Genomic DNA, 21,857 nt, shown 5'->3' with positions numbered 1-21,857 from the left:
GCGGGATACCTATTCCTCACTCATTCAAGAGAGGCTTACTCAATTAGTTTGACATCGACAATGACTTCAAGGTCTTGCCCGCCGGCTCCGCGATAGACTCCTTTGACAGGAACGATATCGTTATAGTCACGACCATGGCCTAACTTGATATAACGCCAGTTGACCTCGCAGTCGTTGGTAGGGTCATACCCGAACCAGCCGCTGCCTGGGACCAGGCACTCCACCCAAGCATGGGAAGCTTGCGTGAATTCAGCGCTGCCTCCTTGCAAATCGCCGACAAAATGATAGCCGCTCACGTATCTGGCAGGTATCCCCTTATCCCGGCAAACGGCGATCATTAGATGCGAATAGTCCTGACACACGCCTCGCCTAAGCTTCAACATCTCACCCACTGTGGTCTGTACGGACGTAGCAGAGGGATCATAGGTAAAGTCGCGATGGATCGTTGTATTGATCGTGCCCAGCAAGTCATACAAAGAAATATGTTGGTCGTTAATGGCATCTGAATAGGCCTTAATTTCGCTTGTGAGTCCTGTATAGCTTGTAGGCAGCAAGTATTCCGCGTATTCATTTTGAAAATCATCGCTGAGCCGCAGCGCCTTCTCCTCATAAGGGGAGAGAGCTGCGCTCGGGATGTTATCGTTATCGTGTGTCACAACGGTAGACTTCATTTTGATGGTGAGCTCTCGGTGGATTTTATTCACGGTGAAGGCATGCACCCGATTATGAAAGTAATCCGAATACGTAAAGAAAGCAGATACAGGTTCGGTGATCAAACTATGATGATAGCAGGATTGACGATTGTCGGTCAGCGGTGTTAACCGTACTTCATTGACACTGTCCTGCACCGTATCTGCGTAGGAATAACGTGTGATATGCGTAATCTCCAGCTTCTTCATGCAATGACCTCCTCCCTGGAGGGAAAAAAGACTTTGGACATCCGTATGCCCATCAGGTTGCAAGATTCACGGAGAGCCTGCAGGGCCATTTCCAATTTGCCGGATAAAATATCTTCCTCATCCATGCAGGCCAGGTTAGCTTTCACTTTCCCGGCCAACTTGGCTAATTTGTGTACCGTCATGTTCAAATCTGGATCTTCAAGCTGAATGCTTTTTAAGGAACGTTCCATCGCTTGAAAAGAGTAGCTGATCGATCTCGGAAAGGCCTCATGCAGCATCAGAAATTTGATGATGTTGGTCAGGTTCACCGTGTCCGCATACTCTCTGCGGAATGATTCATAACCGCTGACTGATTTGAGAACAGAGAGCATAAGCGGGTAGGAGGACATTTCCTCTTTGGCATAGTCCTGGCATAAGGATTGCAGCAAGCGAAGCAAATTCTCTGCACGCTCCAGATACCGTCCTGCTTCTATGAAATGCCATTCATTTTGGCGCGGCATGACAGAGGTGGCGGCTCCGTGAAACATCGATAAATGATCCCGGACGTATCGGTAAAATAAATGCGGTGAATCGCTTGTGATATCACGGACGTCTTTTTCTTTTAGCCACAAATATAAGCCATTCATAATATCCCATAGCTCAGCCGGCATCTTCTCGCGTATATTGCGCAGATTCGTTCGCGCATGATTGGTGCAAGCGAGCAAAGAGTTCACATTATTTTTATCCAGTGTAATGTATTGAAGGACGTGCTGTTCCGTGCAACTGCTATATTGTTCGTTAAAAGCAGCTCTGTCGCCGATCGTGTCAATTAACCGGCTCCACATTTGACCGCTACTGCTCTCCCGTTCCTCGCGGATGTGATAATAAACATCAATTAACCTCGCGTGATTCTCCGTTCTTTCCGTGTACCGTCCGATCCAGAATAAAGCTTCCGCTGTTCGTCCCATCATCACCATGTTCCGCTGCCTCCCATCAAAATGTGAATTTCTACGAATTCGTCACCCATGTGTCTTTGCAGCCTCCGCCTTGGGAGGAATTCACGACAAGTGAACCTTCTTTGAGCGCTACCCGCGTAAGTCCGCCGGGAATCACCTCGATCGTTTCGCCAGCGATAACGAAGGCTCGAAGATCAATATGCCGTGCAGCCATTTGGCCATCCATCATGACAGGTGCTCTCGATAGCTGAATGGTGGGCTGGGCGATGTATCGATCAGGGTTCGCGATAATTTTCTGCCTGAAATCCGCCAGTTCGCTCTCCGAAGCCGTTGGTCCGATGAGCATACCGTATCCGCCCGAGAGGGACGTTTCTTTGACGACCATCGTGCTCAAATGTTGGAGGACATGCTCGCGTTCATCCGGTCTCGATAGAATGTACGTAGGCACGTTATTGAGAATGGGTTCTTCTTTCAAATAGTAGCGAATCATATCCGGAACGTAGGCGTAGATGGCTTTATCGTCCGCTACCCCTGTGCCTGGGGCGTTCACGATGTTGATGTTGCCGGCGCGATAGGCATTCATGATGCCTGCAACACCTAGCAGCGAATTAGGGTCAAAAGCAAGCGGATCGAGGAAATCGTCATCAATTCTGCGATAAAGCACATCAATTTGGCGAAGTCCTTTGATACTGCGGATGTACACCTTGTGATCGATGACGACGAGATCGTTTCCTTCTACAAGCTCGATTCCCATTTGCTGGGCAAGGAAGGTGTGCTCGAAGTAAGCTGAGTTATAGCAGCCTGGAGTCAGCAGGCCAATAACAGGATCTTTTTTTCCGGCGGGACTGAGTCTTCGCAAAGCGGATAGAAACACGTTCAAACTTTGTTCGATATCTTGGATGGAGTGGCTAAACACGAGCTCGGGGAATAAGTGCGTCATGATGGAACGGCTCTTATATAAGTAGGAAAATCCTGACGGCGATCGGAGGTTGTCTTCGAGAACAAAGTATTCGCCGTGCTCATCGCGGATTAAGTCAATGCCTGAAACGGTTACGTACACATCATTAGGAATGGATAAACGCATCATTTCGGGCCGGAAGTAGCAGTTCGAGAGAACCATTTTTCTTGGAATAATGCCATCCTTGAGGATGTTTTGGTCATGGTAGATATCCTTGAGAAATAAATTCAGCGCCTTCACGCGCTGCCTAAGCCCTTTCTCAAGCTTCAGCCATTCATCCCTTGGAATGATGCGCGGAATGGGATCGAAAGGAATCGTGCGTTCGAGCGCCTCGGTCTGATCAGGACTGTACAGTGTGAAGGTGATGCCTTCTTCCATCATCCGTTTCATGGTGGCTGTTTGGCGCTTGTTCAGATTGCCGGACTTCATCGTCATGAACTGGCGAAATACCGTTTGATAATGCGAACGAACTGAATAGGCGTTCATAAACATTTCATCGTAAAAGGGGTGTGGATTATAAGGCGTGGTGACCAGATTCTCAGGTTTTGACATCGCAGCTTCCTGGTTTCTTAACTATGCATTCGGAAGCTACATGGAGATATGGGCCCGAAGCAGAAACCAGGCCTCCTTTCTGATCTTCATTCTTAAAATGTGTTAGAAAATATAACGTAAATTGATGGCGATGCCTATATTTTCTTATATTGTAGATTTTTCAGAAAATTATGTCAATATAACTGACGTAAAATTAATATGACGAAAGTACCGTATAGTTCAAAAGTATTAAAAATTTTCGAAAATTCCTAATTTTGTATTGCGTTACGACAGAAACACCTATAGAATGTCGAATAAGGTAAATGTTAAAAAAATTCACACACTATGTGAATATAGGGGGACGGGGTATGTTTGATTGGCTAGGTTTTCGGAAAGGATTGCCGCTTTGGTGGTCATATCGGTTGAATCGTCACCTGAAGGAAGATGTGGAACATATCTTTGAAGGGATTGCTCATACACGGACAGAAATATTGCGCAGTTGGGTGGCAACGTATTGGTCACATCTGGACAGGCTGCATGCGATGTTATCCGAGTCGGCTGCAACTTCTTCACCGATTTCTCAGGACTCGGCAGTTATACAGAAAATGCTCACTGCTGCCCTGAAGAGCGGAGCGGATTTTTCGGAAATTTTTATATTGAATGAAAAAGCGGGTGTGAGTTACTCGACATACCCTGCTCATGTTGGCAAGACGTATGTTGTTGGAAGCGGTCTTATGAAAGGGTTGGAGGAGACGCGGAAAGGGGAGAAATGTTTGTTTGGGCCTTTTTCCGACCCGCTAACCCTGCAGATCGGACCAAGCACCTCGCCGTTTCATGATGCGATGACGATGGCTTTTATTTTGCCTTTGGTGAAGAACGGGGAGTGGCAAGGGGCTATCTGCGGCCGCGTGCCGAACGATGTGCTCGGGGATTTGATTCAACGGGAATCCGGACATGTCTACCCAGATTCAGGCGATAACTATTTATTCATGGCGAAGCCGATGTTGAATAAACAGATTGCGCCAGGAACGGCGTTGTCCCGAAGCCGGTTTGAGGATCTGACTTTCACGCATGGCGATAATTTAAAAGATGGCGTACGCACGGATTTCGGTACCGTTGGCGTTAAGGAACATACGGAACTGGAGCTGATCTTCACAGATCCGGCAACAGGGCAGCTGCACCCGGGTGTTGCAGGAACGATTGCCAAAGGAAGCAACCTGTTCGTGGAATTTCCAGGGTATTCGGATTACCGGCACATATCGGTTATTGGGAAGGGAGTTACGTTCCAACTGCCACATTGCCCGGATATTTGGGGGATGATGTGTGAAGGGGATCTTGAAGAGGTATATCGAATTCGCAGCATCGATTGGAAAATGTTCAGCTTACAACTTAAATTTATTGTAGGTTTTATATTACTCTCTGGCGCTGGCTTTTGGCTGTTAAACGGTCAAGTCTCAAACGGATTAGGCGCGGCGATTACAGCTGCTGCCAGTGCGATATACGGTTGGATCGGCTCCGGTATCCTCAGACGCAAAGGCAGTAAGCCGGTTGTTAAGCAGCTGGCCCAAATCAATAAGTTCATCCGTTTAAACGCGGAAGGCAGCGGGGATTTGACACAACGGTTGCGCGTACAGGAGTTTGCAGGGGATGAAACCCGGGAATTGGCGAAATGGATCAACAATATGATCGATTCCCTTGAGGGCATTATGCTGCAGGTGAAACAAGCGGCGGCTGAGGTTCAGATCAGTCAAGATCGGCTCAACGAATCGACCGGATCAACAGAGCAATCGACTGGTCGTATGAGCAGCCAGATCCATAATATGATCCGTTCCTTGCGCGGACAGCTGAAGGACATTGACGTCGCCAAGGATGTGACGCAAAATATGAGCGGCACGCTGCGTGAGCTTGAAGAGAAAGCATCCGATCAAATTGCGGTGGCCCAGGATGAAGTTGGCCGCATCGGCGATAAGATGTATCAGATTTCAGCCAAGGTAGCTGAAACGAATCAGACCATTCAGACGTTCCTGCTTACAACGCAAGAAATCCCGCAGCTGTTGAAAGTCATTGAGGAGATTTCGGCGCAGACGAATCTACTCTCATTGAATGCTTCGATCGAGGCTGCCCGAGTTGGCGAGCACGGCAAAGGTTTTGCCGTCGTCGCCGGCGAGATTCGTAAACTGGCCGATCTGACGAAGAAGTCGACGACGGAAATTAACGAGACGATTGAACAGATCGAGCGCCATGCGAATGAGGCCTTCCTCTCGATGGAGGAGGGCACGAAGGTTGTATTGGAGGGGACGCAAATTGTGGCGGCGGCCTCCGAAATTCTCAGCAGCGCAAGCGCCCATGACACCATGAAAACGCAAGTGGTGGAAGAAGTGGTAGCGCTGATGGAGAAGGTGGCGGGCGTGAGCAAGGAGAACCGCCAAATCTCCGCCGAGGTGGAGCAAACGGTGCATGAGCTGCTGCAGGACATGCTGCACGTGCGCCAAACGACGGGAGATGTCGGAGCGATTACACAATCGCTGCTCCAGCTCATGAATCAGTTCCAATTAACAGAAAGCCGTATTCGATAAATGTTCTAATCGTTCTTTATTCCTTCGCATGAGAGCTGACCCTACCTGCATAGAATGATAATGCAGAAGAGGTCAGCCTTTTTGCGTCTGCTCACGCATGAAGATTTCGAAGGAGAACTCAAAGGAGGATGTAGAATGAAAGACCGTTTGAGCATTCAAACGAATACGGAGTATATCGTGGATCCGAGTTATTTTCCCGTACTCGTAGAACGTCTGAAGGAGGAACATTTACAGATGCGCGGGCAGCTTGCCGAAATCCGCACGATGGCTGCTTCCTTGTACTCCCTCGAGGATTGCTCAATAGGCATGTGTAAGCTGATTGAACTCCAAGATCTGATTCTATCTCTGGTGGAAGAGCTGGAGCAGCATTCGGAATGGGAGGAAAGTGAGCTGTTTCCACTCCTGCAATCCTTCTTGCCTCCGACGACTGCGCTGTCGGTTTCCCGTTCTGTGACGGTTCTGGAACAGGATCATGACTTGGCTAAAAGGGTTGTGCAAACTTTCGTTGACGGTGTGAATGCGATGAAAGTGCCGATAGATGAAGAGTTCCTGCATGTGATGGCGTCGGAATTGATGACGGCCTGCTTAATCCTGCTCAGGCATTTCACCTTGGAGGAGGAACTTGTGTATCCGCTTGCCGACCGCATCGTGGAGCAATTATCTTAAGTACATAGAAAAAGGGTCTTTCTCAAGTTACTGAACTTGTAGAGGGGCCCTTTTTTTGTATAATTTGGATGTCTAACTCTATTTAGAATAAATAGAAAAAATATTGTAATAGACGAAGTCTGTCGAAATATTTAGAATATTAATGAAGGGATTGTAAAAGTTTGTAAAGAGATGAGAGCTGACTATGGTGGGGGAGTGCAGATTGAAAATTACCAAAAAGTTGGGTTCCAAAAAATATTTAGCCCGGATCTACTTATGGTTTGCATCATTGATCTTACTGGTTACAGCTATTTTATCGAGTGTCGTCTATTACAACGTACAAGAAAAAGTCTTTGATAACGAATACAAAAATAGCCGTAAACTTCTTGCCCAAACGAAATATAATATTGAATATTTGGATAACATGGTTCGAAATTTAATTTTGTCAACGTATAACAATAACGATGTGCGGGCGTTAATGTATTTGAATGACGATGAGAAGTTTGATTATATGAATGTCATTAATAAGCTGAAAAGTTCCGTCGTTTGGAGCAATTCCTTTGTTCAATCGGTCTACATTTATAACAATAACAAAAAGAACTACTACTCCACCTACGGACAATTCATACATAAAGACGTAGAGTGGGAAAAGCTGCTGCAGGCGCATGGCGGATCGATCCCGCCGTTAAAGCCGATTGTTCGTAATATGGATGTAAGCCTCGATGCTTCACATGTTCAAATGGAGAAAGTTCTGACCTATGTGATGTACGAGCTGACCGATGAGCAGGGCCGCATGGATGGCGCTGTCATCCTGAACATTAAACTGGAATGGCTGTTCAATAATATTAAAGCGATTAACAATGTTGAAATGGAACAGCTCAGTAAAATGTTCATCCTAAGTGATGATCAGCAATTCATGGAAGTAAATGAGGCATTGTCGGAGGAAGGAACGAAGCTGGCGGCTTTATTACAAGAGAAGTACCCAACACTCCGAGCGGCAGAGAATTATTTCACTATAAAATTGGACGGCAACAAATATTTGGCAGCTTACATTACCGTCGATCATACGGGATGGATATTGTTTAAGACGGTACCTTATGACGAAGCCTACGTGTATTTAAATAAGCTAAGGACAAGCATTATCATTATCACCGTCATTGTACTGCTAGCGACATTATTAGTTCTCTATCAAGTGTCCAGAGGGATCTACAGACCTGTGGAACAACTCGTTGCGCAGCTGCGCTCGAGTCATTTCTTGGGCGAGGAAACCGCAGCGTCAAAGGATGAATTTATTTTTTTACAGGACGTTTATAAGAATTCGGCTGCTCAACTGGGGCAGTTTCATCAAGAGAAGATCTCCGGCCAACAACGTATGAAGAACCGCTTTTTAAGCAAATGGATATTAAACAGCTTATCGGTCTCCATAGCCGATTTTGAAGCATCTTGCCTAGAGCATAAACTGCCATTCCGGCAAGAGCATAATTTTATGATCTGTGTGCTGAAGTTCGATAACTATAAACATGTGACTGAAAAAAGCTTCGAGGAGAAAGAACTCCTCGTATTCGCGGTCATGAACATTGCTTCGGAATTTCTAAGCCAAGCCTGCTATACAGAAGCGGTCGATTTACGCAATGATCACGTAGCTGTCATTTTACAGTCGGAGACGTCACTAGATCATCTTGAAGCGTTAATCTTGCAGCTGCTTAAGGAGTGCCAGACCTATTTGTTCCAATGCTATAACTTGTCGATTACCTCATCTTTAAGTGCCAGTGTCGGAGACCATACGTATGCAACAACGGCTTATCAGCAAGCACTGAATGTATCTATGTATCGGTTCATCGCTGGTAAAATGTCGGTCTTAACGCAAGGTTATATTAAGCAATTAGGTCAGATTCCCTCAATGGATCGGGTATTGGAGCTGGAGAATCAACTGCTTGAGCAGGTGAGGAATGGGAACTACCGAGGATCGGCGGATAAGCTTGCTGCACTTTTAGATGAAGTGAAAAAGCTTGAATATAGCGACATGATGCTGTCCTTGCTGCATGCCGTGAATCAGTTTAAGTATCTCGTTTACGACCTCAATAAATCGCGTAAAGAACCCGTTAAAGTAAATACGATTCTGATGAGTAAAGAAATGTTGCAGATTGAAACGATAGGCGAATTCCAAACCAAATGGATGGAGGTCATTGAGGAAATTACGAGTGACACTGAGGTTGAAAGAGATCGAATCTCTGAAGATGTCGTCATTGCACTGCGTATCCAAGAAATGATCGACGAGCGTTATGCAGATTTGAATCTGGGGGCTTCCGAGATCGCAACGGTGATAGGCATATCCCCTGCCAAGGTCGGAAAGATTTTCAAGGCGCACAAACAAATGTCCATTCCAGATTACATGAATCGAGTTCGGCTAGAGAGGGCTGTGGAGTGGATGGAGAACTCGCAATTAAACATTCAAGATATTATGCGTAAAGTCGGTTTTGAAAATGAAAGCTATTTTTACAAAGTTTTTAAAGCGAAATTTGGGACAACTCCCCGTGAATTTATGGCCAAGCGAATAAAGGAACGCATGTGAGGAAACAGACCGTTAACGTTGACTTAGGCCGCTCAGGCCTTGCTGCGTAACGGTTTTTTCATGCAGCAACAAAAAAGTACAGTCCTTGAGAGGAAACAAAATACAAAAAGTACGGTCGCAGCTTTAGGCGGAAATAAAATGAGCAGTATACGGGTTCTCGCTGTGCGTTTTACAGTTAGGGTGTCGATCAAGGTTAGACATACATTTACCCGAAGGAGTGGAGCTGTGATTCTACTAAAGAAAGAATTAACGCATTTAAGAAAAAATAAGAGTTTGTTTCTTATCTCGCTTCCGGCACTGTTGTTTGTTTTTGCTTTTTCTTATTTGCCGATGTTCGGCACGGTGCTGGCCTTCAAGGATTTTAACTATGCCAAAGGGATTTGGGGAAGTGATTGGGCAGGTTTGGATAACTTTAAATTTTTCTTTACTTCCCAGGATGCGCTCAGGGTGACGCGAAATACGCTGCTGTTGAATGCTTTGTTCATTCTTATTGGGCTTGCAGCTTCGGTCGTATGTGGAATTCTCCTGGCCGAGTTGGGAAGAAAGGCAGTGAGAGTGTTTCAAACCGTACTCTTTTTCCCCTATTTTTTATCCTGGGTAGTCGTCGGCTATCTCACGTATATCTTACTCAACCCTACATATGGTGCCGTCAATAAGCTGCTGGAATGGCTGAATTTAGCGCCGGTAGATTGGTACTCGGACCCCAAATATTGGCCTGTCATCTTGGTCATCACCTATCTATGGAAAAATGTCGGCTATACCGCAATCATTTTTTACACAGGATTGATGTCAATTGATCCAAGTTATTATGAAGCAGCCGCCATAGATGGAGCCTCGCGGTTTCAACAAATCTTGCGTATTTCCTATCCGCTCATTGTGCCTCTGGTGCTGCTGCTTTTCATGTTGAATGTGGGGAAAATCTTCTTTTCGGATTTCGGTTTGTTTTACTTCGTGCCTCGCAATGCAGGAGCCTTATATTCGGCTACCGACGTTATCGACACCTACGTGTATCGTTCATTACGAGTTGTCGGCGATATCGGTATGGCATCGGCAGCAGGCCTATACCAATCGTTCGTAGGACTGGTGCTTGTCCTTATCACCAATCGGATTGTCAAAAAAATAGACAGCGAGAGCGCGTTGTTCTAGCCCAAAAGGAGAGAAAGCTATGCCAATTCGAAGTCGGGCTCAGCAATGGTTCCAAGGTGTAAATATCACATTTTTCCTATTCATTTCATTGATTACGATTATTCCGCTGATCTACGTGCTCTCCGTATCCTTAACCTCCGATTCCGATATTGTTCATTACGGGTACAACCTCATTCCAGAGCATCTAACAGGCAAAGCGTATTCGTATTTACTGCAAACGCCGAAGCAACTGCTGAGTGCCTATTTCATTACGATTACCGTCACTGTTTTGGGCACGGTGTTAAGCCTTATTTTGACCACATCTGTTGCTTATGTTATGACGCGTAGAGATTACAGATATCACCGAATTACATCGTTTTATGTGTTCTTTACGATGATTTTTAATGGAGGATTGGTGCCCACCTATATGGTTGTGACCAAGATTCTGCATCTGCAGGACACGATATTTGCCTTATTCCTGCCCTATGGTGTAAGCGCGTGGTTCGCCATGCTTATGCGGGGATTTCTGATGAGTATGCCCTTTGAGATTATAGAGTCGGCCAAGATCGACGGAGCAAGCGAGATGCGTATATTCGCCGGTATCATCGTGCCTTTGTCGAAGCCGGCACTTGCGACTGTCGGGTTATTTTACGCGCTGGGCTATTGGAATGATTGGTGGTTGGCGATGTTGTACATTTCGGATACAAATCTAGTTCCCCTGCAATACTTGCTGCAGAGTATCATGTCGAACCTGGAGCATTTAACCAGTCATATGCAGGCGGGACTCCAGATCAATTTGGAGCAAATTCCAGGAGAATCGGTTCGCATGGCTATGGCTGTGCTGGCGATAGGTCCTATGATGTTCGTTTTTCCATTTTTTCAGAAATATATCGTAAAAGGTCTCACGTTAGGAGCAGTAAAAGGTTAGATTGTTATGGATTGTTACACTCATTTGAGTGTTCAATAATAGATAATTAGGGAGGTTCTACAATGAAAACTAGAAAAATGAAGTCGCTACCGCTCGCATTAACCACGATTCTGTTAGGCTCCATGATGTTGGCAGGTTGCAGCAAAACGGGAGTAAACCCTTCAACAGCTTCACCGGATGCAGCAATGAAAGAGACAGCGGCTCCGAGTACCGAAGCTAAGAAGCTTGATCCGGTAACGCTCAAGTGGTATCTCCCTCAAGGTGCTTTTCCCGATGCGAAAGCGGTATTTGCCGAAATGAACAAAATCACCAAAGAAAAAATTAATGCCGAAATTAATATCGAGTTTGTAGATTGGGGAAATTACGATCAAAAAATGCAAGCTGTGCTGGCTTCGGGTGAAAATGTAGATCTGATGTTCACATCCAACTGGACGAATGATTATGTTTCCGCTGTGAATAAAGGCGCTTATCTGGATATCACGGAGCAGCTTAAGAAGTATGGTCCGAACATTTTGAAACAGGTTCCTGAAAAAGCATGGGAAGCCCCGAAAATTAACGGCAAATTATATGGCATCATTAATACGCAGGTTCTTGCAAGAACACCGGGCATGCTGATCAATAAAACGTATGCGGATAAATACGGCTTCGATCCGTCGAAAGCCAAGAAGCTGGAAGATTTGACGCCTTTCTTGGAAAAGGTGGCTGCTGGCGAGAAGGATAAATATGCGTTTCGCGTAAAAGGTAACGATGATCAGTTAGGTTATATTGGGTCTGCGCTTGGCATTGAGTATTTCGCTGATACGAATCCAGGTGTACTTCTTATCAATGACAACGAGACGAAGGTCGTCAATCTCTTTGAGACAAAGGAATACGTGAACTTCCTGAAACTGATGCATGAGTGGTATCAAAAAGGCATTATCCGCAAAGATGCATCTACGATTACAGATCTTGATGCCGATGAGAAGGCTGGGAAATATATTACACGCACAGCTGTTATGAACCCCGATGTACCTGCTAACCAAGCGGATCGTTACGGCAATGGCAAGCCGGAAAATGTACTGACTGTCCAATTTTCTCCTCCCTATATGAGTACGGGTTCTATTATCGGAACTTTGACAGCAATTCCCCGTACATCGAAGAATCCGGAGCGTGCCATGATGTTTTATGATTTGATGTATTCGGATGCTAAGCTGTTTAATCTTATGAACTATGGGATTGAGGGCAAGCATTACAAAAAAACAGGCGAGGATCTAATCGAAACGATCCCTAACAGCGGCTACAACGTTGCTTCGGGTTGGGAGTATGGCAATATGTTTAATTCCTATCGCACAAGTCCGTTACAACCGAAATGGTTCCCGGCAGGCCCGGATATGAACAATTCGGCTATTTCGTCCAAAGTGCTCGGCTTCAGCTTCGACCCTTCTAAAGTGAAAAGTGAGTTGGCCCAATGCGCGTCCGCGATTAGTGAATTTAAAGCAGGTCTGATTACCGGATCGCTTGATCCTGATACGACATTGCCGAAATTAAATGAGAAGCTGAAAAAAGCAGGCATGGACAAGCTGCTGGCTGAAATGCAAACACAAATTGATGCTTGGAAGGCAGCGAATAAAAAGTAAGCGGTAATCGTGGCGGGGGTGATACGTACCTCCGCCACGTTTAAAAATAACCGTCAATAGTGGAAGGAGGGATAATAAACCATACAGAGTACGGTGATGACGATAGGGTTCTGACACAAGGGCTTGGCTTCTGAGACATGCTAGCTTGCGGGTTTAGACTGAGCAAAAATCCAAATAGAGGAGGTTATATTATGTTTATTAGAAAAACAATCGCCGGTGTGTTGGCGGCCTGTATGTTCGCATCTGTGCAAATCCCGATTGGATTTGCTTCACCGAATGAGCCATCTTTGACAAGGCTTCCGGGTGTTGTTGTAACGGGGAGCAGTGAGTGGAATAAAATGTATGCGAGCAGAACGATAGACGGAAGCGTGTCGGGAGACAGCTCTACCTGGACATCCAACCATAATGTGAGGCCTCATTGGCTGAAGATTCAGCTTCCTGCGGTAAAAACGATATCTAAGTATGTGCTTCACCATTATGGCGTACACGGTGATAAGATTTTAAATGCGAAAAGTTTCAAAGTTAGCGTAAGCACGGATGATGTCAATTGGACTCAAGTGGATCAAGTGGATAATAACATCTATGATGTCACTCAGCGTACGCTGACAGCGCCGGTTACAGCTCGTTATTTTAAAGTAGATTATATTACACCGGAGCAAGCCGGATCTGAAGGCAGCAGCGAAGCCCGTCTGGCCGAAATCGAACTCTTCAGCAGCAGCGATGCCGTAAGCACCTTGTATAATAGGACGCCTGTCATTACCTTGAATAATCGAACAATCGGTTATACCGGCGAACCGGTCAATTGGTATACGGATGGCGCAACCGTTCCGATCGCATACAAGGGCGCGGTTGATTATTTGCAAGTTCCTTTGAAGTATCTGTATAAAAAACATGGCGTAACAGAAGCTTTTACGGAAACGGCCCCCTCCCAAATAGGTCAGTATGATGTCAAAGCTTTATTTGCTGGAAATGACACGTATAGCGGCGCGGAGAGCAATGTCGCCGTTCTCACGATAACCAAAGCAGCCGTCAACCTTACGCTGGAGAGCAAGTCCTTTACCTATACTGGCGTAAATGTTCCGATGACAGGGGCGGTATCGTATCCTATTCAAGTGCCTTATATCTACAAATATAAAGCGCTTACGCCCGGTGCGACATGGAGGAATGCGCCTCCGATAGACGTAGGCACTTACATGGTGAAAGCTGATTTTGCCGGAAATAGCGTTGCGCTTCCTTCGGAAAGCAATGAAACGACAATGAGTATCGTCCCAGCTTCAGCAAATGTGAATTGGCCGGAATTGAACACACTTTTGTCTGGACTTACGGCCAAACAAACGACTCCAGTCGATACAGTTATTAACGCCAAGTATATGACTTCGGGTATGTTACTGGGCAATGGTACCTTTGGCGTTGTCTCCGATGCCCAGAAAAATCAACAAAGCTACTTCCTGGCCAGCGGTAATGCCTGGGGTGGCAAAAAAATTATGAATGCCCGTTTGACATTCGCCAACGGTGATCCTATTATTCCAACGCCTCCGAGTCCGCAAGCCCCATTTACATTTGACTCTTCTAATTCTGTTTTGGTGAATAACCAGAAAGATAATGAGGCCAATCCACAAAATTATAGTCCAGCCTACGCGTTTGATTCGAATGAGGGGACGGAGTGGATATCCTATACGCAAAAAGATTCGCAAACCTTCGGGCCGCGCCCGCTGGAAAAGTGGATCAAAGTGCAGGGAAGAGAGCCTTTTACATTCAACAAGATTGAACTCAAGCATCACAGCGTGCTTTTTCCGGATGAAGCGAAGTATAACCTTTACAATTACGATATTCAAACTTCAACTAACGGAACGAATTGGACGACGATCAAAAGTGTAACGGGCAGCGTGTATTCGTCTGTTTATACCAATACGTTTGATTTTGCAGCGCCGGTCACTGCCAAATACTTAAGGGTGTACACAACGACACCTGTAGACCCGCAATATGCTACGCTGCATTTTCCAAAAGATATGACTTCTGCGCGCATTACGGATATAAATTTGTATAATAACGGCGCTAATGTGATCAATCCCCCTAAGACAGATAATGGACGTTTCTCGCATGAACGCGATATTTTGAATGCTGAAATCCGCAGCAAAATGGAATATAACAGCAATTTGGTCAGTTACAAGACCTGGGTGGCGGACGATCAGAATGCCATGTTTACGAACGTAACTTTGGACAGCAGTGCGGCCGGTCCGCAGAAAGTGAAAATCGAATTGACTAGTCCGACAACGGATGGAGTCGTCAATGCAACGGGAACAGACGGAAATACGATTTGGTTGACTCGTGATAACGAAACTGGATTTGTATTCCGCGGAGCAACGGCAACCAAAGTGATTAAGGGTAACTATCAGATGGGCACGGGCAACGTCATTATGTTGACGCTGAATCCTGGAGAGACGGCCAAAATCGGTACTGTGCTGTATACGCACAGCGGACTGAAAGCGCCGGTAGGAACCGGTTCGATCCTCGTCACCAAAGATATAGCGACAGTGAAAAATACCGCTCTACAGAAACTAAATGCGATAACGGAAGCCTCGATCGATACAGCACGCACCTATCATCTGAACTGGTGGAAAAATTATTGGCTCAAATCCTATGTGAAGTTAAGCGATTCGATCATACAGGACTACTACTACACCACGCTTTATATTTTAGGTTGCGCTATTCGTCAAACGCCGGATTGGGCTGAGCAGCCGAATGTGGTCGGAGGTTTAAACGGCCTGTTCAACACGAATGATAATTCAGCGGCCGATGGGCATGCGGTCTTGAACTATAACTATGAAGCGCCATTCTACGGAGTGCATTCCAGTAACCGGACGGATATGCTTCAGCCCTATTATGCGGATGCTGTGAATTCATTGACCTTTGAGCAGCAAAGAACGGCCGCGAGAGGTTATCAAGGCACTCAGGCCGACAGACATACGTTGCCGATAATGGCCTATTACGGGAAGTTGGATCCTGCGCCGGTTGCAAGCGAAAGAATCCCTCAATTATCAAGTGACCAAAAGACGAACGTCGCTTTGTTCACTCGGGCATTGGAATGGGATTGGCTGTACAACAGAGATGACGAAGATTTGAAGAGGTTTATTTATCCTGCGATTAAACAAGTGGTGCAATTTTATTGTGATTTTGTAGTGAAAAAGGAAGACGGAAAATATTGGGTATATAATAGTGCGAATAACGAGGGGGGATGGAACATCAATGCCTCTATGGATATGGGGTATATCCGTTCAACATTCAGAGATTTTATGGAAATGGCGCAGCATTTGAATGTAGACGCGGACTTGATTGCGAAATGTCAGGAAATACTTGCGAATCTGTCTCCGATTCCGACAAGCACGAACAATCCGACGACTGTAAATCTGTTAACCCAACTTGGCTTTAACAACAATAAGGAGATTTTTGTAGGCGGTGTTGAGAGCGCAAATCCTATTCAGGTAAAATACTATGATTTACCATGGGCTGCTTACATCTCCAATAACAACCAGCCTGTTGTCATGGAGGGTTCTGTTCATCCGAGCGAATTGATCAACATTGGTTCAGACCCTGCGCTTCTTCAAATTGCGAAAGATACCTTCGATTATGGTGATTATTTAAATCCTCATTTCAATGGCGGCACACTGAATGGTTTCTCCAAATCATACACCATTGCAGCAAGAATAGGGGTTGATGCAGATCTATTAACTGACCGATTCCATAAAACGCTGAATATGATCTATAACAGCAAGAAGTTCTACGATAGCGGAGCCTCTTATGAAAACAGCGGTGCGTTGGAAAGTGTCAACAGCATGCTGCTGCAGAACGAATTGAATGACATTTCGGGAGGAACGTACGAAATGCGCCTATTCCCGGCATGGAGTAAAAATGTTGACGCCAAATTCGTCACTTTGCGCGCGAAGAACGCATTCCGTGTTTCCAGCGAACTGAAAAACGGCAAAGTGCTGTCGGCCGAAATCATCAGCGACGCCGGGAAATCTGTCACCTTGGTATCCCCATGGGCGAATGGCATCGTTGTCAAAGACAAAAACGGCAATACGGTCGCTGCAACACAAGGTACAACAAGGTATACCAATGAGGTTGCCTATACATTTAACACAGTTGTCAATGGCGTTTACACGGTTACAGAAAAACCATAAGTTTAACTTAATCTCTGCCCCTACTACCCTTCAAATGCCGAATCCCCCGGCAAAATAAAAGAACCTAGCGAAGATCGGCGATCTTCCGCTAGGTTCTTCATATTTGAATTTATGCTTCTAACGAGCTAAGCGTCTTCTCTTCACATTCCTTGGAGCAGAAGCTGTTATGCTCTTCTTCGCAAGCTTCACAGCATACATGCTTCAGGTGGCACAAATCGTTCGCACAGTTGATGTAGCGATCCTCAGGTTTGCCACAGTGGTAGCATTTGCCTACAATGATATCCTCGTCCGTACGGTTGATAGGAACCGAGATCCGCTCATCAAACACGTAACATTTACCATCAAAAAGGCGTCCCTTCACGTCTTCATCTTTCCCGTAAGTGACAATGCCGCCATCGAGTTGGTAAACATCTGTGAAGCCCTCTTGAATCAGAAAACCGGACAACTTCTCACAACGAATACCGCCAGTGCAATAAGTGAGAATCGGCTTGTTCTTAAATTCTTGAAGATTGTTGCGAATCCATTCTGGGAATTCGCGTGTTGTTTCCACTTCGGGACGAATGGCGCCGCGGAAGTGCCCGATTTCGTACTCGTAATGGTTGCGCCCGTCGAGGACGATAACATCCTCTTGTTGAAGCTTTTCATAGAATTCCTTGGGCTTCAAATGCGTGCCCGTCAGCTCATTCGGATTCACATCTTCTTCGAGACGGAAGGTAACGAGCTCTTTTTTAGGACGAACGAACAGCTTTTTGAAAGCATGTCCTTCGCTCTCATCAATTTTGTAGACCATATCTTTAAAAAGAGGCATTTGGTTCATCATGGCGATGTAAGCGTCGGTTTGTTCCACGGTTCCTGAGAGGGTACCGTTGATGCCTTCTGGGGCGATCAGGATACGGCCTTTGACGCCGAGCTTTTTGCAATAAGCCAGATGCTCTCGAGCTAATGCTTCATGATCTATCACATTAACGAATTTATAATACAACAAAATGCGGTATGGAGCGCTTTGTTCTGTCATGATCTTAAACCACCTATACGTATAAAATGCATGCTCCTGTCAGCAGGAGCCCTATGCATATAGTGACATAAAACCGCACATTTTTCAATCAAGCAGCAATTTTTGGATGGTGTGAAAGACCTCTTCCAAAGCGATCGCCAGGGATTGCACCTGGTTTTGGATCAGGATGGTTTTGGATTCATCCAGAGGAGTGGACTGTTTCAGCGTCTCTTCGAGCGCGGTTGCCGCGGCGTACACGCGATTGGCGGACAGGTTGCTTGATGAACCGCGCAGCGTATGCAGGAGATGCAAGGCATCCTCATATTTGATTTGTTGGATGGTTGTTGTTAGCTGCTCAATCAAATCTTGGGACTGTACATGAAATTTCCTAAGCATTTGATGATAAATGTCGGTTTTGCCAAGCAGCCGTTCCAGAGCTTCTTCCATATCCAGTCCAGGTGCCGCCATTTTGCCGCTCAAGCTTAAACAAGTGCTCACAGCGGCGAACAAACGATCAGGAATGATAGGTTTGGAGATGACTTCATTCATGCCAGCGCGAATGCAAGCTAGACGCTTCTCCAGGGTAGAGTCGGCGGTGACGGCTATAATGGGAATGTGCCGCCATTTGGGCTGAAGCCGAATGCGCTTAGCAGTTTCAATGCCATCAAGATCAGGCATATGGATATCCATCAGGATTAATTGGTAATCCGAGGTTTCCAGATGCTGCAAAGCTTCGTAACCATTAGAAGCTACTTGAACGACACCATTCATACTTTCCAAAAGGGAGCGAGCCACGGTCTGATTGATGTCATTATCCTCGACAAGCAGAATTCGCGGAAAGGATGGCCAGGTTTCTTTACTTTCATGATTATCGGCATGAGAAGTCTGGTCGGCGTCCTCCGTAGTAAAGCTGCCTGTGATCGTTTGCAGGGTTTGGTACAGAACGCTCCGGGAAACCGGCTTGACCAAAATCGCGTGCGGTGCGGCCTCCGCAGGCAGCTGCTCCAAGGCATCCCGGCCCGGCAAGGTCGTATAAATAATCGTTTTCAAGTTGTTCCGATTACAGGTCTCCAGCATGTCCAACCAGACTTCTTCCCCATACATATCAAAAGCCTCCATATCGAGCAGCACCAGATCCAGTGGAATGAGGTCGATAGCTTTCCTTGCTTCTTTCCAGGAGTAAACACCTGCCGCTTCCGAACACATGGATGCCAACGTTTGCAGCAGCACACGGTGCAGTTCGGGATGATCTTCCACAAGAAAGGCGCGAAGCTGGAAGCGGGTATGTGACTTCGTCGTTTGCAAGGTTAAAGCAAAAGGAATACTGACATGGAACACACTGCCCACGCCAGGCTGGCTGGAGGCTTCAATGGAGCCGCCCATATTATCAATGATGCTCTTGGAAATGACAAGTCCAAGCCCTGTTCCCCCGAATTTGCGGCTCGTGACTTCATCGGCCTGAACGAAAGGCTGGAACAGCTTGGCGAGTTGTTCATCATTCATGCCAATCCCAGTATCACTTATCGTGAAGCCGATAGATACTTGCTCTTCCTGAAGCTCCTGGGCATGGACACGCAGTGTGACGGTTCCTTGTTCTGTGAATTTAATCGCGTTGCTGGTTAAGTTCAAGAGAACCTGATACAGGCGCAAGGAATCGCCAATGAGGCCAAGCGGCACTCGCTCATCAATATCACAAATAAAATCGACCGACTTATGACCAAGTAGCACACTAAGCGTTTCGCACACACGGTCAATCGTATCATCCAGCAGGAAGGCATGATGTTCAATGGCCAGCTTGTCCACCTCCAGCTTGGAGAAGTCCAAGATGTCGCTGATGATCTGTGATAAAGAAAGCGAAGATTTGGTGATTTTGGCCATATAATCCTTCTGCAGTGGAGTCATCGCGGTTCGTTCCATCAAGTAGGATAACCCGACGATGCCGTTGAGCGGCGTTCGAATTTCATGGCTCATCCGCGCAAGGAAAATGCCCTTGGTCAGGTTGGCGTCGTCGGCCTCCTGTTTCGCCAGGATCAGCTCATCTTTGGCTAACATTTGGTCTGTAATATCCCGCGATATGGCGGAGAAGTAGCGTTCTCCCTTTTCGGCAGGCGTATGGGGAACGACCGTCACGGAGATGAAAATCCGGCGCTGCTCTTTCGTTAACGCTTCCGCTTCGAATTCCCAGAACCCTTCGCTTATTGCGGTAAGAAGCCCCTCTTCGAGATCGACATCACTTCGGATATCCACGTACTCGCTGAAATGATATTTGGCCGTTTGTTCATTCTCTAAGCCAATTAAATTTTTACCTGCTTGATTCATATAGAAAATGTAGCCTTGCTGATCAAAAGAAAGGATGGCATCCCGCGCGCTTTCTACAATGGTAAGCAGCCGCATCTTCGTTTCATTGCTTTCTTTAATGTCGCTGATATCGCGGGCAATGATGACGTAACCTTTGAGATCGCCCCCTGGATGCGAAATAGCGCTGACACTCAATTGGACAAAAAGGCGGGTTCCATCTTTATGATGCCATATCCATTCGCTATCTTCTTTCAGATGGCGAAGCGAGCGGATCACGAGTGCTGTGCAATCGGCAGGCACAAATTCTCCTAGCTCAATGGTGTATTTGGCAGCTCTTTCAACTAGCTGATCGTGATTCAACCATATCAGAGGGGTAGCTTTTTTATGTACATCCGTGAACGTATAGCCAAGAAGTTCGGTCGCCCGGCGGTTCAGGTGATTGATTGTAAAATGAGGGTCCGTGACGATCATTGCATATTGATTGTGCTGAATAAAAGCTTCAAACGGTTCGAAAAGTTCACGCAGATTTTCAATCATACCGTTTACGGAATGCGCAAGAGCGCCTAGCTCATCTTTGCTTTTGAACTGGAGCGGCTTGATATAAAAGTCGCCGGCAGCCACAGATTCTGTGACGCGAAGAATTTGTTGAATCCGTGAAATGATGAGCGAGTCCGCCGTTAAGCAAATCAGCAAGAACAAGATCGCGGCGGTTCCAGTGATTAAGCCAACGGTCCACCAAAGCAAAGAACTGGCTGGTTGCTGGTAAACCGTCATCGGCATGGAATAACCGAGATGCCAATTTAAATTGGGCACACGAGCATAGAACCATTGCGCTCTTTTACCGTTATCCAAATATTGGTCCAAATAGCCAGCATCCTGCTGGAAGGCTTCTTCCAAGACATAAGCTAATGAAGGGTTGTTGCTGAAAATATTCTGCTTTAATATTTTGCTGGCATCCGTATGGTACAGAATGGTTCCTTCATGGTTCACGATGACGGTCTGAACCCCTTCAAGGGGCGTATGCAGGTGATCGCGAAAGGTAGCTTCCGCGTCTAGTGAAATATCGACGATGCTAGTTACTTTTTTGTTTTCATCGCAAACAGGAGTGGTAATGGTAATGATATATTTGCCTGAAATTTCGCCGATATAGGGATCTGAGATATAAGTTTTGCCTAGCAAAGCCTCTTCAAATCTCCGCTGACCTTTGATATTCAGCTTTTGACCCGTGGTAAGAAGAAGATTCCCGTCCGGATCCGCCACCCCCATTGCCAAAAAGCGATTGTTCCCGGCTTGCAGTTCTTGGGTCAGGTAGGCCAGCCGTTCCTGAACAGTTCCATTCTTCATGACGCTAACACGACTTATCATCTCAACCTCGGCTAGGCGAATGGACAGGAAGTCATATAAATTTTGCGCGGAATTGGCGACAGAAGTGATGGACTGGGCTTTGATTTGCCCAATTAATTTATCTTTTGATAGCTTGTAATTCGTAAAACCTACAACCGTTAATGAAAAAGTAGTGATTAGAACAAGAAGTGCAACAAGTTTGAAACGTAAAGATAATAACATCGGAAGCCTCCATAAATCGTCAAGATTCATCAA

12 protein-coding genes are annotated in these 21,857 nt (G+C 46.1%); 7 read left to right on the top strand and 5 right to left on the bottom strand.

The annotated features are described in order from the left end of the window. Positions 1-35: 35 nt before the first annotated feature. Genes GON05_RS26085 through GON05_RS26075 form a run of 3 tightly spaced genes read right to left on the bottom strand, consistent with a single transcriptional unit; the run spans position 36 to position 3,344 of the window. Complete coding sequence (locus tag GON05_RS26085; RefSeq protein WP_157323177.1) at positions 36-899, bottom strand: transglutaminase family protein; 864 nt, start codon at positions 897-899, stop codon at positions 36-38. Beyond that, the gene (locus GON05_RS26080) at positions 896-1,855 is read right to left on the bottom strand and encodes an alpha-E domain-containing protein (protein WP_157323175.1); all 960 of its coding nucleotides are present in this window, start codon (positions 1,853-1,855) and stop codon (positions 896-898) included. Before GON05_RS26080 ends, GON05_RS26085 begins: the two co-directional genes overlap by 4 nt. Before the next feature lie 31 nt (positions 1,856-1,886). Then, on the bottom strand, positions 1,887-3,344 hold the full coding sequence (locus GON05_RS26075) for a circularly permuted type 2 ATP-grasp protein (RefSeq protein ID WP_157323173.1): 1,458 nt from the start codon (positions 3,342-3,344) through the stop codon (positions 1,887-1,889). A gap of 347 nt (positions 3,345-3,691) precedes the next feature. On the opposite strand from GON05_RS26075, the gene GON05_RS26070 reads away from it, so the two are divergent. From GON05_RS26070 to GON05_RS26040, 7 genes are all read left to right on the top strand, one after another. After that, positions 3,692-5,899, top strand: coding sequence for a methyl-accepting chemotaxis protein (locus tag GON05_RS26070; RefSeq protein ID WP_157323171.1), 2,208 nt, complete (start codon positions 3,692-3,694; stop codon positions 5,897-5,899). Between the two features lie 135 nt (positions 5,900-6,034). Beyond that, positions 6,035-6,565: a hemerythrin domain-containing protein gene (locus tag GON05_RS26065; protein ID WP_157323169.1), complete on the top strand. Its 531-nt coding sequence runs from the start codon at positions 6,035-6,037 to the stop codon at positions 6,563-6,565. Between the two features lie 202 nt (positions 6,566-6,767). After that, complete coding sequence (locus tag GON05_RS26060; protein WP_157323167.1) at positions 6,768-9,116, top strand: AraC family transcriptional regulator; 2,349 nt, start codon at positions 6,768-6,770, stop codon at positions 9,114-9,116. 225 nt (positions 9,117-9,341) lie between these two features. Then, complete coding sequence (locus tag GON05_RS26055; RefSeq protein WP_309492866.1) at positions 9,342-10,262, top strand: ABC transporter permease; 921 nt, start codon at positions 9,342-9,344, stop codon at positions 10,260-10,262. 19 nt (positions 10,263-10,281) lie between these two features. Beyond that, positions 10,282-11,169: a carbohydrate ABC transporter permease gene (locus GON05_RS26050; RefSeq protein WP_157323165.1), complete on the top strand. Its 888-nt coding sequence runs from the start codon at positions 10,282-10,284 to the stop codon at positions 11,167-11,169. A gap of 62 nt (positions 11,170-11,231) precedes the next feature. Continuing rightward, positions 11,232-12,785 (top strand): ABC transporter substrate-binding protein, encoded by a 1,554-nt coding sequence (locus GON05_RS26045; RefSeq protein WP_157323163.1) that lies wholly within the window; start codon positions 11,232-11,234, stop codon positions 12,783-12,785. Positions 12,786-12,976: 191 nt separating this feature from the next. Beyond that, entirely contained in the window at positions 12,977-16,966 is a 3,990-nt protein-coding gene (locus GON05_RS26040) for a discoidin domain-containing protein (RefSeq protein ID WP_181646723.1), read from the top strand. A 109-nt stretch (positions 16,967-17,075) separates the two neighbouring features. Here GON05_RS26040 and trhO read toward each other — a convergent pair whose 3' ends face one another. Together trhO and GON05_RS26030 are read right to left on the bottom strand one after the other, a co-directional pair. Beyond that, positions 17,076-17,981 (bottom strand): oxygen-dependent tRNA uridine(34) hydroxylase TrhO, encoded by a 906-nt coding sequence (gene trhO / locus GON05_RS26035; protein WP_157323159.1) that lies wholly within the window; start codon positions 17,979-17,981, stop codon positions 17,076-17,078. A gap of 84 nt (positions 17,982-18,065) precedes the next feature. Beyond that, positions 18,066-21,824 carry a response regulator gene (locus GON05_RS26030; RefSeq protein ID WP_181646722.1) on the bottom strand — a complete coding sequence of 1,253 codons (3,759 nt, stop codon included), beginning with the start codon at positions 21,822-21,824 and terminating at the stop codon, positions 18,066-18,068. Positions 21,825-21,857 lie beyond the last annotated feature (33 nt).

Origin of the sequence: Paenibacillus anseongensis, assembly GCF_009757995.1 — a bacterium.
GTDB lineage: Bacteria > Bacillota > Bacilli > Paenibacillales > NBRC-103111 > Paenibacillus_E > Paenibacillus_E chondroitinus.
This window is presented reverse-complemented; position numbering and strand designations above follow the sequence as displayed.